General features: G+C 68.8%; 13 protein-coding genes and 3 pseudogenes. 9 read left to right on the forward strand and 7 right to left on the reverse strand.

What is annotated here, in order from left to right:
* Positions 1 to 38: 38 nt before the first annotated feature.
* On the reverse strand, positions 39 to 527 hold the full coding sequence (locus A6P39_RS45165) for a MarR family winged helix-turn-helix transcriptional regulator (RefSeq protein WP_275884493.1): 489 nt from the start codon (positions 525 to 527) through the stop codon (positions 39 to 41).
* A gap of 88 nt (positions 528 to 615) precedes the next feature.
* Here A6P39_RS45165 and A6P39_RS45170 point away from each other — a divergent pair, with 88 nt between their 5' ends.
* The 7 genes and pseudogenes from A6P39_RS45170 (at position 616) to A6P39_RS45200 (ending at position 5,154) form a co-directional block, all read left to right on the forward strand.
* Positions 616 to 1,203, forward strand: a complete 588-nt coding sequence (locus tag A6P39_RS45170) for an NADPH-dependent FMN reductase (protein WP_275884494.1) — start codon at positions 616 to 618, stop codon at positions 1,201 to 1,203.
* Between the two features lie 22 nt (positions 1,204 to 1,225).
* A protein-coding gene (locus A6P39_RS45175) for an IS5 family transposase (protein WP_275884587.1) occupies positions 1,226 to 2,136 on the forward strand; the annotation gives its coding sequence in 2 pieces (ribosomal slippage) (positions 1,226 to 1,565 and positions 1,565 to 2,136; 912 coding nt in all).
* Positions 2,137 to 2,208: 72 nt separating this feature from the next.
* Positions 2,209 to 3,393 carry an NAD(P)/FAD-dependent oxidoreductase gene (locus A6P39_RS45180; RefSeq protein WP_275884495.1) on the forward strand — a complete coding sequence of 395 codons (1,185 nt, stop codon included), beginning with the start codon at positions 2,209 to 2,211 and terminating at the stop codon, positions 3,391 to 3,393.
* 10 nt (positions 3,394 to 3,403) lie between these two features.
* Positions 3,404 to 3,568, forward strand: a pseudogene (locus tag A6P39_RS45780) (sigma factor); the annotation flags it as partial.
* 189 nt (positions 3,569 to 3,757) lie between these two features.
* Positions 3,758 to 4,000 (forward strand): annotated as a pseudogene (locus tag A6P39_RS45190) (transposase); the annotation flags it as partial.
* A 621-nt stretch (positions 4,001 to 4,621) separates the two neighbouring features.
* The gene (locus A6P39_RS45195) at positions 4,622 to 4,762 is read left to right on the forward strand and encodes a hypothetical protein (protein WP_275884497.1); all 141 of its coding nucleotides are present in this window, start codon (positions 4,622 to 4,624) and stop codon (positions 4,760 to 4,762) included.
* A gap of 95 nt (positions 4,763 to 4,857) precedes the next feature.
* Positions 4,858 to 5,154 (forward strand): hypothetical protein, encoded by a 297-nt coding sequence (locus A6P39_RS45200; RefSeq protein WP_275884498.1) that lies wholly within the window; start codon positions 4,858 to 4,860, stop codon positions 5,152 to 5,154.
* A gap of 424 nt (positions 5,155 to 5,578) precedes the next feature.
* Here the strand turns inward: A6P39_RS45200 and A6P39_RS45205 are convergent, their stop codons facing one another.
* Positions 5,579 to 5,788 carry a DUF6207 family protein gene (locus A6P39_RS45205; protein ID WP_275884499.1) on the reverse strand — a complete coding sequence of 70 codons (210 nt, stop codon included), beginning with the start codon at positions 5,786 to 5,788 and terminating at the stop codon, positions 5,579 to 5,581.
* A gap of 886 nt (positions 5,789 to 6,674) precedes the next feature.
* Positions 6,675 to 6,890, reverse strand: coding sequence for a hypothetical protein (locus tag A6P39_RS45210; RefSeq protein ID WP_275884588.1), 216 nt, complete (start codon positions 6,888 to 6,890; stop codon positions 6,675 to 6,677).
* Between the two features lie 104 nt (positions 6,891 to 6,994).
* On the opposite strand from A6P39_RS45210, the gene ku reads away from it, so the two are divergent.
* Positions 6,995 to 7,918: a non-homologous end joining protein Ku gene (gene ku, locus A6P39_RS45215; RefSeq protein WP_275884500.1), complete on the forward strand. Its 924-nt coding sequence runs from the start codon at positions 6,995 to 6,997 to the stop codon at positions 7,916 to 7,918.
* Here ku and A6P39_RS45220 read toward each other — a convergent pair.
* On the reverse strand, positions 7,915 to 8,250 hold the full coding sequence (locus A6P39_RS45220) for a DUF6233 domain-containing protein (protein ID WP_275884501.1): 336 nt from the start codon (positions 8,248 to 8,250) through the stop codon (positions 7,915 to 7,917). The two genes, ku and A6P39_RS45220, sit on opposite strands and share 4 nt — an antisense overlap.
* Before the next feature lie 54 nt (positions 8,251 to 8,304).
* Between A6P39_RS45220 and A6P39_RS45225 the strand changes: the two genes are divergently transcribed.
* Positions 8,305 to 8,694 (forward strand): hypothetical protein, encoded by a 390-nt coding sequence (locus A6P39_RS45225; RefSeq protein WP_275884502.1) that lies wholly within the window; start codon positions 8,305 to 8,307, stop codon positions 8,692 to 8,694.
* Positions 8,695 to 8,819: 125 nt separating this feature from the next.
* Here the strand turns inward: A6P39_RS45225 and A6P39_RS45230 are convergent.
* The 3 genes and pseudogenes from A6P39_RS45230 to A6P39_RS45240 form a co-directional block, all read right to left on the reverse strand.
* A pseudogene (locus A6P39_RS45230) lies at positions 8,820 to 9,826 on the reverse strand (IS481 family transposase).
* Positions 9,823 to 11,001, reverse strand: a complete 1,179-nt coding sequence (locus tag A6P39_RS45235) for a Cmx/CmrA family chloramphenicol efflux MFS transporter (RefSeq protein WP_275884503.1) — start codon at positions 10,999 to 11,001, stop codon at positions 9,823 to 9,825. Before A6P39_RS45235 ends, A6P39_RS45230 begins: the two are co-directional and overlap by 4 nt.
* Positions 11,002 to 11,267: 266 nt before the next feature.
* On the reverse strand, positions 11,268 to 11,672 hold the full coding sequence (locus tag A6P39_RS45240) for a hypothetical protein (RefSeq protein WP_275884504.1): 405 nt from the start codon (positions 11,670 to 11,672) through the stop codon (positions 11,268 to 11,270).
* Positions 11,673 to 13,558 lie beyond the last annotated feature (1,886 nt).

The following is a 13,558-nucleotide window of genomic DNA, read 5'->3' on the forward strand; positions in this document are numbered from 1 at the left end:
GTATCGGCGGCGTCTATGAAGGCGGTGTGGGACGCGGTCTAGGACGCGTCCTCGCTGACCGCCTCGCTGCGGTGCGGCTCCAGGTGATCGACTGCTTGCTCGCTCCATGCCCGGATGACTGATGCCTGCTCGGGGGTCAGTGAGTCGAGGAAGTGGCGGCGGATGTTGCCGCCGTGCACGAGGATGGCACTCTGGGCGGCCCGGCGCCCCTCGGCGGTCAGCCCGATCCCCGCGCGGCGACCATCGGCCCCGTACTGGGTGCGCTTGACGAAGCCGCGTCTTTCCATGCGCGTCAGCTGATGTGAGACGCGGCTCTTGTCCCAGTCGAGTGACTCGGAGAGTTCGCCGACACGCATCTCGCGGCCGGCGGCCTGCCACAGCGTCACCAGCACGCTGAACTCGGCCTTCGAGATGTCGCAGTCACGTTGTAGACCACGCTCCAGCTCCCTGGTGAGCAGGCGCTGCGCGCGCATCCAGGTATCCCAGAACTCCCACTCCTCGGGTTCCAGCGATCGAGTCTCCGTCATGTCGCCGAGGATACCGCGACCAGCAGAGTTGTCACTTCAACTCTCTCCGATCTAGAGTTGACGTGACAACTCTCCCGGAAGGAAGACCATGCCACTTCGCATCGCAGTCATCCTCGGAAGCACCCGCCCCGGACGCCGCGGCGACCAGATCGCCGCCTGGGCACTGGAGGCCGCCCGTGCCCACGGTGGAGCCGACTACGCGCTCATCGACCTCGCCGACCACGACCTCGGCAACCTCGACGAGCCCGGCAACCCGAACTTCCAGCAGTACCAGCACGACCACACCCGCGCCTGGGGCGCACTCATCGACAGCTTCGATGGCTACGTCTTCCTCGTCCCCGAGTACAACCACTCCTTCCACGGAGCCCTGAAGAACGCCCTGGACTACGTCTACCGGGAGTGGAACGACAAGGCCGCCGGGATCATCAGCTACGGCGGCTGGGTCGCCGGGGCCCGGGCCGCCGAGGCGCTGCGGCTCGTCCTCGCCGAACTCCAGGTGGCCACGGTCCGCGCCCAGCCCACCATCTCGACACACCCCTCGTTCCGCACCGGCACCTTCGTCCCCCAGGAGGGCCTCGACACCGCCGTAGGCGACATGCTCGACCAGGTGATCGCCTGGTCCGGCGCCCTGCGCGGGGTACGCCAGGTCAAGACGCAGACGCCCACGGCTGCATGAGGCCCAGTTCGTGACCGATCACGTGACAGGACGCGCCGAGCTGACGGACGTAGCATGGGAGGCGCTGAAGCCCATGCTGCCGGCTGCCGATGGACCAGGCCGTCCGTGGCGCGACCACCGGCAGGTAATCAACGGCGTGTTATGGCGGCTGCGAACAGGTGCTCCCTGGCGTGACCTGCCGGAACGCTACGGGCCGTGGCAGACGGTTTATGAGCGGTTCGCCCGTTGGGAGCGGGACGGGACCTGGGCCCGCCTCCTGGAGCAGATTCAGGTGCGGGACGACTCCGTCGGAGTGGTGGAATGGACGGTGTCGGTGGACTCCACCATCAACCGCTCCCACCAGCACGCGGCCGGCGCCCGGAAAAGGGGGCGGGCGCGAACGGCGGGGTGGAAGGTTCGGCACGCTCGGCGGCCGACCAGGCGCTGGGCCGCTCCCGCGGCGGGCTGACCACCAAAGTCCATCTCGCCTGCGACGGCCGGGGCCTGCCCCTGGCTGTCGTCCTCAGTCCCGGCAACGTCAACGACTGCACCGTGTTCAAAGCGGTGCTGGAATCTGTGCGGGTGCCTCGGGCAGGCGCCGGGCGGCCGCGGCAAAGACCCGACACGGTCATCGCGGACAAGGCGTACTCGTCACGGGAGGTCCGACAGGACCTGCGGCGCCGGGGCATCCGCGCAGTCATCCCGGAGCGGGCCGACCAAAGGGCCAATCGCCAGCGCCGCGGCAGAGCCGGTGGCAGACCACCGGCCTTCGACCCTGAACTCTACAAAGCCCGCAACGTGGTCGAGCGCTGCTTCAGCCGCCTCAAGCAATTCCGAGCCATCGCAACGCGCTTCGACAAGCTGGCAACCCGCTACCGGGCCGGACTCCACATCGCCTCACTCATCCTTTGGCTCCGCCAACCCGCTCACGAACGATTGCCAGACACGGTCTAAGTCTGGTGACCCGCGTCACAATCGGGGCGCCGGCTCGTTCAAGGGGTACGCGAACGAGACTGGAGCACCGCCATGAAGCACCGCATCGTCGTACTCGGCGCCGGCTACGCCGGGGCCTTTGCCGCCGGAAACCTGGCCCGGCGGCTCTCCCCCGCCGACACCGAGATCACCGTCGTCAACGCCGTGCCCGACTTCGTTGAGCGGATGCGGCTCCACCAGCTCGCGGTCGGCCAGGACCTCGTGTTCCGCAAGCTCGCTGACGTATTCGCGGGCACCGGGGTGCGGCTGCGCGTGGCGCGGGTCGCCGGCGTCGACCCCGAGCGCAGGACCGTCGCCGTGACCGGCGAGGACGGCGAACTCGCGTACGACACGCTTCTCTACGCGCTCGGCAGCTCGGTAGCCCATCATGGCGTCTCCGGTGTGGCCGAGTACGCCTACGATGTCACGGGCCGGTCCTCGGCGCTGCGTCTGCGTGAGCGCCTGGCCGGTCTGGGCGAGGGCGGCACCGTGCTGGTCGTCGGTGAGGGGCTGACCGGCATCGAGACCGCCACCGAGTTCGCCGAGTCCCGGCCCGACCTCTCGGTCGCGCTCGCCGCCCGCGGCGAGCTGGGCGCCTGGCTCTCCCCTAAGGCCCGCCGTCACCTGCGCCAGGCCTTCGACCGGCTCGGCGTCACCGTCCACGAGCACACCACCATCGAAGCCGTCGAGCCGACACGGGCGATCGCCGCCGACGGTACGTCCATCCCGGCAGAGGTGGCCGTGTGGTCGGCCGGGTTCGCCGTGCACCCCATCGCGGCCGCAGGCGGCCTGGAGGTCGCCGAGACCGGCCAGATCGTCGTCGACCGCACCATGCGCTCGGTCTCGCACCCGGACGTCTACGCCGCCGGTGACTGCGTCTACGCGATCGGCGACAACGGCCGGCCGCTGCCGATGTCCTGCGCCTCGGCCGGTTACACCAACATGCAGGCGACCGCCGCGATCATCGCGCGCCTGACGGGCAGCAAGGTCCCGACCATCGGGCTGAAGTACTACGGCAACCACATCAGCCTCGGGCGGCGGGACGCGATCTTCCAGATGGTGGACGGGGACGTCCGGTCGAAGCCCTGGTACCTGGGCGGCCGGACCGCCGCGTGGCTCAAGTCGGGCGTGCTCAAGGCGGCCGGGTGGAGCATCGACCACCCGACCTTCGGCATGCCGAAGCGCAGGCGCCGCCTGGCCACCGCGCCTGACCGGGCTGGTGTGAGGGGTGCCTCATAGGCTCCTTCGCATGGACAGCGCGGCCATCGATCGCTTCGAGGCCAGCCGGGGCCGGCCGGGCTCGCTCGCGTACCGTCTGCTCGGCTCGGCGGTCGACGCCGAGGACGCCGTGCAGGACATGTTCCTGCGCTGGCAGGCCGCGAATCGGGAAGAACCACATTTGGGATCGATGTGGGCGCTGCCCTGGGGTGACGGTGTGACTTCGGAGTCTCAGAGCCTGGTTGCTTTCACCGTGATTCCGCCCTGTTTCCCGCTGGTTCTGATGCGGTTATGGTGCGGCCGGAACACGTGGCGCCACGTTCAATGCGCGCGGAGGCCGCACTCAGCTGGGATCGCGTCCCATGAAGTGGTGTAGCTGGTGGTCGACACACCGCTAGAGCGGCTGAACCGGGAGATCAAACGGCGGGCCGACGTCGTCCAGGTCTTTCCCAACCCCGCCGCCCTGGACCGGCTCGCCGCCGCGGTGTTGGCCGAACTCCACGACGAGTGGCAGGCCTTCGACCGCCGCTACCTGTCGGAAGCCTCCATGGCCGAGTTCTTCACCACCAAGCCAACCGAACCCGAACCGCAGATCACCCCACAACCGGAACCGAAACAGCTGCCGTGACTACACCACCCCGCGGGACATGACCGCGTCGAGCCAAAGACCACGGAGGCAAGGCATATCGAGCCTCTGCTGATATGCCCCCGGACGGAAATGCCGACGCTGGGCGGGCGAGGTAATGGAAGTCGGCTCTGAAGCGGAGGGCTGTCTCGTCGGCAGGCACGGTGTTTTCCAGGCTGTACCACGACGAAGCCCGCGGCGAGGGCGCCGGGGGCTGATGGCGGGGAGGGTGCGGCGAACCGATCCTCCTTGAGCGCGGAGGCCCCGATGGGTGCCCGGAGCATCCGGTGCCCGGACCGACGGTGCCCCCGGTCGGGAGTGGAGTCCACCGCGGTGCCCATCGGATGGGGAGTGGAGTCCACTCCGGGCGCACTGGCCGATGGGGGAGTGCAGGACCTCCCGGCCCTGGTGCGGCACTCGCTTCGGTGGTGCGCACCGCACGCCCGACCGGACGCGGCAACGCCGCCCGCGTCCCGCGCAGCCCCTGGCAGGAGAACATACGCGGAGCCGTCCCTCCAACGTCCCCTTTCCGCCGCTGCTGTTCGTCTTCGCTCCCTCCCGCGCCGTGCGGCCCCGGCCATCCGGGAAGCGGTCTTCCACCAGCGCGCCTGGCACGTCCACAGCGTGAACTACCGGATCGTCGTGGCGACCACGACGCTGGCGCAGCTGACCCAGCACGGGCCCGATGAGCCGGTGTGGCGCGTGGCCGGCCGCGGCGTGGGGGAGGAGCGCCGATCTCTGGACGCGTTGCTGAAGGCGAGGTGAGCACGGCGGGTCCGGCCCGGCCTGGATGAACGGAGGCGCGGGCCGGGCCCGCCGTCGCGCGGGGTGTTGTCGGTGTCGGCTGCGACGCTGGTCGGATGAACGGTGATGAGCAGCTGCTGAACGGACGCGTCTACGGCCACGACCACGACGACCCCAACCCCGGACCGCTCCCGCACCGGACCTACGCCGAACTGGTCGGCGGCCCGCTGGACGGCCTTCTGCTGGACATCCACGGGTGGCGGACCGAGGAAGTGGACGACGGCGTGGCCTTGTCCACCGAGCTATCGCGGTGGCCTGGTGGCCGCGCCCTGTACGACCCGCGCCCTGGCGAACCCCGTGCACAGGGGCCCGGGGTCGTGTGCCGCTTCTACTACTCCGGTGACACGCCCTGACCACAGGCCCGACCGCGACACCGGTCGCCCGGACCAGGTGCCCGACCACGGCAGGCCAGAGTGCTGCTCGCCCCCGCCAGCTTGCTACGACCGGCCCTCGGTCAGTTGACTGGCGGTGTTTTCGATCCACAGCAGCGTCCACTCGACTCCGGCCTGCCATCGGCGTTCCGCGCCGGCGTACCGGCCTTCGGCGTCGGCGTGGGTGTTTGGCCGCGAGGGTGCGCAGGTCCTTCTGCAGTCCCTGTCGCTGTGCCGTGGCCGTGGCCTGACGCATCTCGTCAGTAATGGCACCGGGTCGGAGTTCGCTCATCGCCTCACCTTGGACGACCGCCTCCCCCGATGGCCAGATCGACCACAGCGGCGACCATGCTGCCGTCAACCCCGTCCATGGCTGGTCAACGGGACGCGGTCGCCGCCCACAGTGCTACGAGCCGGGTTCCTGGCTCAAGTCCAGGAAGCACCGCGGCCGCACACCGGGCTCGCCGGGCTCCCGGGTCGTGCGGTCCGCCGGGGCGATGGCGCACCGTGCGGCGAGCAGCTCCTGGATGGCGAAGGCGGTCGTGTCATCGGCGGCCGCGACCTCCACCACGGCCAGGGCCGGCACCGCCACATGCGCGTCATTGATCTGCCTCACGCACAGCACGACGTCCCGACGTTCCGAGGTCCGCGGAAGTTCTCCAGCCGCGGCGTCTTCACTCGACCGGGTACCCGCTAACTGGGGCAGGGCGGCGCGGACGGGTCGGGCTCCGCGATCGGCGGCGGGGGAGTGGTCATGGTGCTCTTGTTCCGGAGACGTCTTCCAGTCACCTCGCCCGCGGAATAGCGGTGCGGATAAAACTGCTGTTCGATCCGCGCTCGCCCGGGCGGCAATATCTCTTGCGCCAGCCCTTGCGTCTTCTCCTGTGGCATCTCTTGCGACTTCTCTTGCGTGAGCCTCGCCGACGCCGCCGCGTCTGTGCAGTTCACCCCCGCCGCACGGGCCTGGTCGGGGGTCTGACATCCCCGTTGCGGCCGCTTTCGCCCCTGTCCCTGGCTGGAGTTGAGGGTGAGGGACAGGGCGGGATGGGCGGCGCGGCCGAAGCCGGGGATCGGGGCGTGCTCACCGGTGTTGCGCGTCGGTGGGGCCGCCGCGCCCGGCCGCCGGCAGAGCGGCGGCCGCCGTCGGGAGCAGGGAATGTGAAGGACCGGGTTGCGGTGGGTGTTGCGATGGATGTTGCACAGAAGCGTTGCGGTGGGTGTTGCGGTGGATGTTGCGCAGTCCGACACAGCGTTCTGGAGTGTGCCCAGGTCACCACGGGCGTACGGCGTGGTCGGGCCGCTGACATCCCCGTTGCGGCCCCTTTCGCCCCTGTCCCTGGCTGGAGTTGAGGGTGAGGGACAGGGCGGGATGGGCGGCGGGGCCGCGGCCGGGGATCGGGGCGCGTTCGCCGGAGTCGCGCGTCGGCGCCGCCGCCGCGCAGAGCCGCCGACACAGCGGCGGTCGTCAGAAGCCAGGCGGCTCGTGGTGGTGCCTGTGCGCATCACATCCTGGGCGGCGCCCACACGGCAGGTCCGGCGCCCCGCCACTCCACCCAGTCCGCGCTCGCCACGTCCTCCGGCTCGACGCCTTCGGATCCGGCGCGGTACAGGAATTCGACGATGTCGTGCAGCGTGTACGCCATGCCCACGAACCGGCTGCCGAAGCGGACGCGCCTGCCGCCGTCGTCGGCCGGCGGGTAGACGACGACCTGCGGCATCTCGGTCACGTCTTCAGGGTGCGGCGTGCGCCGGGAGCGCGCATGCGGGACGCCGGAGCCGTTCGTAGGCTGGGGGTGCTCGGGGCCATCACGGAGGTCTGCCGATGCCCCGAACCATATGGTCAGGCGCTATTTCTTTCGGATTGGTCACCGTTCCGATCAACGTACAGAGCGCCACCGAAGATCACAGCATCCACTTCCACCAGTACCACCTGGAGGACATGGGGCGTGTCCGCTACCGCAAGGTGTGCGAGCTGGAGGACCGAGAGGTCGACCACTCCGAGATCGGCAAGGGGTACGAGCTGACCCGGGACCGGCTCATCCCGATCACGGACGCGGACTTGAGCAACCTGCCGCTGCCGACGGCGAAGGCGATCGAGATCGACGCCTTCGTGCCGCTGGAGGACATCGATCCGATCCGGATGGGCGCCGGGTACTACCTGGCCGCCGGCGGGCACGTCGCGAAACCGTACAAGCTCCTGGTCGAAGCGCTGCGCCGCTCCAGCAGGGTGGCCATCGCGAAGTACGCGTGGAGCGGCCGCGAGCGGCTGGGCATGCTCCGGGTCCGCGGCGACACTTTGGTCCTTCAGGAATTGCTGTGGCCCGATGAGATCCGCGACCCCACCGAGCTGCTCCCCGCGCCGACGGAGGTGTCGGAGGAGGAGATCGAAGGCGCGCTCGCCCTCATGGACACCATGACCATCGACGCGCTCGAAGGTGAGGAGTTCCAGGACCACTACACCGAGGCGCTCGGCCAGATCATCGAGGCCAAGCGCGGGGAGAAGCCGCTTCCCGAGGTCCCCGAGACGGAGCAGCCGGCCCAGGTCCTCGACCTCATGTCCGCGCTGAACGCCTCTGTCCAGCAGGCTAGGGCGTCCCGGGGTGAGGAGGCCGCCCCCGCCGAGGTCCACGAGCTGCCGAAGCCGAAGAAGAAGGCGGCCACGAAGAAGCAGCCGGCCAAGAAAGCCGCGGCGAAGAAGACCACCGCCAAGAAGACGACGGGCGGCCGCCGACCACGTAGCGCCTAGTCCAGGACACCCAGCTCGGTATCCGGCCGGCAGAACTGGCACGGTTTCACGCCGGCCGCGAGGGCGCGCCGGACTGTGTCCGAGTCCGTGGGCTTCGATCGCTTGCCTGCCATCGTGCACTCGCCTGTGTGCACCGCGGTCGGCAAGGCGTCCCGGTTGAGTCCGTACTCGATCATCCAGTCCGGGGGTTCCGGCCGGGCCTGCTCGCCCTGTAGGCGCTCGGTCTTGCGGCGTTCCTCGTCGATCCAGCGGCGGGTGCGGGCCAGGTCTTGTTCCTGGACGCGTTCGAGAAAGCGCAGGAGATCGAGACGCGAGGAAGCAGGATCGTTCACATGTTCGATTTTAGGCTAGGTGACCTGAGCAGCGCGACGGGCAGGAGGAACGAGGTGGACCACACCGACCACATCACCGTCGACGAGCTGCTCGCCCGCCACACCGTGAACCCGTCCCGCCTGGAGCCGGCGTCGTCCGAGGCGTCCGGCCGGGACGTCCGCGCACGGCTGCGCGAGCCGGTCGTGCGCCCGTGCACGGTGTGTGGCGAGGACTACCGCACCTCGACGGTGGTCACCTTTCACGGGGGCGGTCCGCGCTGGGTGGACCTGTGGCGAGAGCACACGCTCGCCACCATGGGGCCGTGGCGCGGGCCGGCGACAGTGCAGGGGGTCCTCGCCGACCTGCGGGAAGTGGCCGCAGAGCTGGCGGCCGAGAGCGGCAGGCCGACACGGGTGCGGACCTGGACGGATGAGGAAGGCTGGCGGGATGAGCGGCACGCCTGAGGCTGGCCGCTACCAAAACACCGGGCCTCCCGTACATGTAGGCACTACTGGCCAGGGTGCGCCAGGCCGGCAACCCACGACAACGTGCGAGCGAGGCCCGGCCCAAACCGGCACCTACATACCGTCTAGTTGTTGCTGGCCATGACGTTGGTGACACCCACGTGGAGGCGTGAGACCGGAGGACGGTTCCCGGCGCGGTGTGAGGCCGGTGGTAGTTGTAGTGGACGTTCCAGACCGCAATCGCCCGCGCCCGTTCTGCTTCAGAGGACCACTGCCTGGCATACAGGAGTTCTTCAGCGAGGATGCGCTGGTAGCGCTCGACCTTGCCGTTGTGGCGGGGCGTGTACGGCTTGGTCCGCTGATGGCGGGAGGCCCACGGGATGAGGGTGCGCTCGAAGACCGCGGCGCGGTAGTTCGCGCCGTTGTCGGTGACCACACGCACGACCCGGTGGATGCCGTGGGCGGCGAAGAACGCGCGGGCCCGGCTGAGAAATGCCACGGTGGTGGCGGCCTTTTCGTCGGCAAGGGGCTCGGTATAGGCCAGGCGGGAGAATCCGTCGACGGCAGAGTGCAGGTAGACGTACCCGCCCTTGGCCCCACCGGTCTTTGCGCGCTGTGCGGCCCTGGCCTGTTCGGAGCCGCGTCCGTGGGCCCGCCACCCGCCGCCGTCGGGGATACGCCCGACCTTCTTGACGTCCAGGTGGACCATGTGGCCCGGGTAGCGGGCCACGATCCGTTTCGGACGCCTGTTGGTCGAGCCGTCGGGGTCGAGGAAGCGGCGCTGGTTGATGCCCAGCCGCGCCAGCCACCGGCCTACGGTGCGTTCGCTGATCCGCACGCCTTGGCTCGCGAGTTCAAGGGTGATCCGGCGGGCGGACCACTTGTTGTCCCGCCGCAGCTGCTCGATCCGTTCGACGACATCGGGCGGGATCTGGGTCGGTGAAGACCGCGGGACGCTCGGACGGTCCTGCAGCCCGACTTCGCCGTGCGTGTCGTACCGGTTCTTCCACTTGGACAGACAGGCGCGGGAGACATCGGCCTCGGCGGCGACGTGCGCGATCGGACGGGTGCGGCAGCGCTCCACAAGCCGTCGGCGTCCCTCGATGTTCAAGGGCGCGTTCGCATGTGTCACCGCAGCACCTCCGTGTTCCGGCTGGCCGTGATGACGGTGAGGAGGGGGAATGCGATGAGCAGCGCGACCGCGACGAGAAGCCCGCTTGTCCAGAGCGGTCCGAGGGCCCCGGCTTCGGTGCCGAGCGTGGCTGCAGCGACGACGGGGCCGACGGCGGCGCCCACGTTCAGCGCCGCAGTCGCATACGAGCCGGCCATCGTGGGGGCTCCCGCAGCCTCGTAGAGGACCCGTGTGATCAGCGTGCTGCCCAGCGCGAACGACAGCGCGCCCTGCACGAACACGAGGGTGAACAGGGCGGCCGGCTCGTTGGCCAGCACCGCCAGAGTGGGCCAGCCGATGAGCAGCAGCGGACCGGCGATCGCGATGACCGGGCCGGGACTTCGGTCGGACAGCCGTCCGGCGACGGTGACGCCCACGAAGGAACCGGCACCGAAGAGCACCAGAGCGACAGAGATCCACAACTCGCTCAGCCCGGCGCTGTCGGTCACCACGGGGGCAAGGAAGGTGAGGCTGCCGAAGGTTGCCGCGTTCACCAGCGCGCCGAGCAGCATCACCAGGATCAACCGCGGCCGGGCGAGCTGGGCGAGCTCCGCTCGCAACGCCGGCCTGCCGGTCGCCTCGTCCTCGTCACGTCCTGCGGGGATGCCTTTCAGGATGCCGAGAGCGGCAGGCAGGCAGAGAGCGGCGACTGCCCAGAAGGTGGCCCGCCAGCCGAGCGCCGTGCCGAGCACCGACCCACCGGGGACACCGGCGATCGTGGCCACCGTCGTGCCCGACAGCAGGACGGCCAGTGCGCGTCCCTTCCTGTCGGGTGAGACCAGAGTGGCCGCAGCCGTCAGAGCGACGGCGAGGAACCCCGCGTTCGCGACTGCGGCGACGACTCGGGTAGCGAACAGGATGGGGAAGCTCGTGGTGACAGCGCCCAAGGCGTGAGTTGCCGCGAAAACGAGGACGAACCCGAGAAGGGCCGGGCGCCTGGGCCAGTTGCGGGCAAGCGCGGCCACCAGGGGTGCGCCGACGATCATGCCGATCGCGAAGGCCGAGGTGAGTACGCCTGCTGTCCCGACGGTGACGTCGAAATCCGAGGCGATGTCCGGCAAGAGGCCGGCGAGCATGAACTCCGAGGTACCCATGGCGAAGACCGCCATGGCAAGCAGGTACAGCGGGAGAGGCATCGAGTGGCTCCGAGGTGAGGAGAGGTACGAGAAGGTCATCTCGTCACCGCGGCCAGCCCCGAGCGCAAACTCGTCCCACCACAGAAAGCGGCGCGACGACAGGGCTACGAGCTCAGTGGTTCAGGGGGCTGACGGCGTGACCGAAAGCCCCCACCTTGTCTGACTCAGGACTCGACATGGCCCGCACGCTACCCGACCGACGCCCGTCGAAGCATCCTGCTTTCCCAGACATCGGCCTGCGTCACCAACGTCCTGTCCCGCAACATCTAGTTTCCCCAGCCACAGTGCTGGAGCCCGGCGTGGAATTCCTTGTTGGAGTCGACGTAGTCGCCGTAGAGGTATCCGCTGTGGTACTGCCAACCTTCCCAGCTGTAGTACACCTGCTCGGTGTAGTACCAGACGTTTCCGCCGTTATTGATGTCGTCGCCTCTGACCCAGCAGTACGCGATGATGGCGTCTTTGTGGTCGTGGGGGCCGGGGCACAGGTCGGGCACGCCGGTCTTGCCCAAGTCGACCCGCCACGACTTGTAGACCCCGGCGCAGTGGCTCGGGCTGCTCAGCCAGACGATAGTCTCCGCGTGGGCGGGTGTGGTCGTGAGCGCCGCGACACCGGTGACGGCGGCGACGAGGCCGGCGGCCTTAGCCGCGAGTCGGCCCTTGATGATCTGCATGGGTCCCCTTCCATGGTGCAAGCCTTCCGAGTACGCGAACGCCTGCTCCGCAGAGCTTTCGTGGCGGCCGGTCTGAAGCAGGCGGTTCAGTAGAATCGCGGGCTCTCCACATCGCCGTAGTAGTGGCCGTTTACCCAGGCTCCCGCGGAGATCACATATGGGTCGTTCGTCGGCGGGGTAAAGGTTATGCCGCCGTTAGGCGGCGTGTAGTAGGTGCCCGGCAAGGCGGTGCCGTTCTGTGCCGCGGTCGGGGTAGAGCACCCGAAGTCCCAGGCCCAGGGGCCGCTGGGGTTGAGGGCGTCGATGGCATGTGCGCAGTACGTGACGGTCTGGCCGGTGTAGTTTTCGAAGTCGAAGACGCTGCTGACGCTTCCGTCGGACCATCCGCGGAAGCAGGAGTCGATCTTTATGTTGGGTACGATCTGCGCGAGGCCAACGCCCGGATTGTCCGACCGTCACACATTGGGTGCCGTGGCGCTGGCGCTGGGCGCCATGAACAGGCTGCCGCCCAGCGCGGCGGCGAAAGCCGCGGCGGTCGCGACAAGGGCTTTCATCGAACGCATGGTTTCTGACTCTTCCTGTGATGACTGATTGACCGTTGTGCCCGCTTGCCAGCGCCTCGCTCGAGCGCCATCGAGCCTCCGGTCCCCTGCAAGGCCGGTCCAGTTGCCGTTTCCGGGCGAGGTTTGTGCGGTCCCCCTGAGGTCCGTGGGGCACAGACTGTGCTTCGCCAATCATGTCGGTGAACGGTCATGGCGGAGAATGATGTTGACTTGACGTTAGCTAGACGCTTCGGGCTGCTGCGTGGGCATCCAGCGGCGACCGGTGCGGTTGATTCGCCTGTTGGGCCCCGTCAGAACGTTACGGCGGGTTCCGGGTGGGTGAAGGACCTGTTTGCACTGTGAAGCGGTCCTTCCGGTGTCAGTCTGCACAGTGAGTCCGTCGGCCGCCTCGACGTGGCCGTGGGGGAGTCGTGGTGACGTCGGCTCAGGATGTCGTGGAGCGGGTCGTCGCGCTCCTGGGCTGGGTCGGCGACGTCCGTATCGTGCCGGGCGGGGACGGGACTGAGGCTCGCATCGTGCACGACGCGGAGGCCTGGTGGCTCCCCATCACCGGGACCAGGCCTCAGGAGCCGCCCTGGCGCGCACTAGTGCGTGAAGGAGTCGGAGAAGACCATCTGGCCTGTGTGCACCGCTCACTTCGGGCGCTCGTGGGCCAGGGATGAACCCGATCTGATGCACGGCTGCCCGTACCCGCCTCCCCATACCCGCAAGACCATCGAAAGGCGCAAGAAGGGATGGCTACCACCGGACTACGGATTGCGCGAGCTTCGCCACCTGCGCTGAAAGCCTGCAGTTGGCCGTCACCGGGCAGAGCCGCCCTGCTCTCACTGGCCGTTCCACCAGAGAGCATGGGGTGACTGCCATTCAGCACACCGGCCAACACGGGTGGTTCACCCGCACGGGACGTACCAGACACGGTCTCCTCGGGCATACTCTCTGCAATGGCTGCCACGGATCCGCGCACCGGTCGGCGGCATGCGGCTCCGTTTGTTCGGCGACAGCTGTGAAGGATCCCCGTTCCAGAGGCCGTGATCTTTTCCAGATCAGATCCGCAGTACATTTTGAAGCAAATGAAGCTGCCCCTGTCAGAAGGTCCGGTTCTCGACAGGGCCGCATCTTGACGGCCAGTCACTCACCCCGCGCCTCCCGACCTCCCCGCTCCTGCTGCCGCACGGGCCGTAAGGCCCGTTGGATGGACCGCGCGAAGCGTGGCACATCCGGTGACGCAGCGCGTCACGGGTGGCTGAAGCGAAGCAGAGGCCACCAGGACGGCCGAAGGCCGGCCGCGCCCCGCAACGCGGGGCGCTCACTCCTGGAGCAAAG

The organism is Streptomyces sp. FXJ1.172 (assembly GCF_001636945.3).
GTDB lineage: Bacteria > Actinomycetota > Actinomycetes > Streptomycetales > Streptomycetaceae > Streptomyces.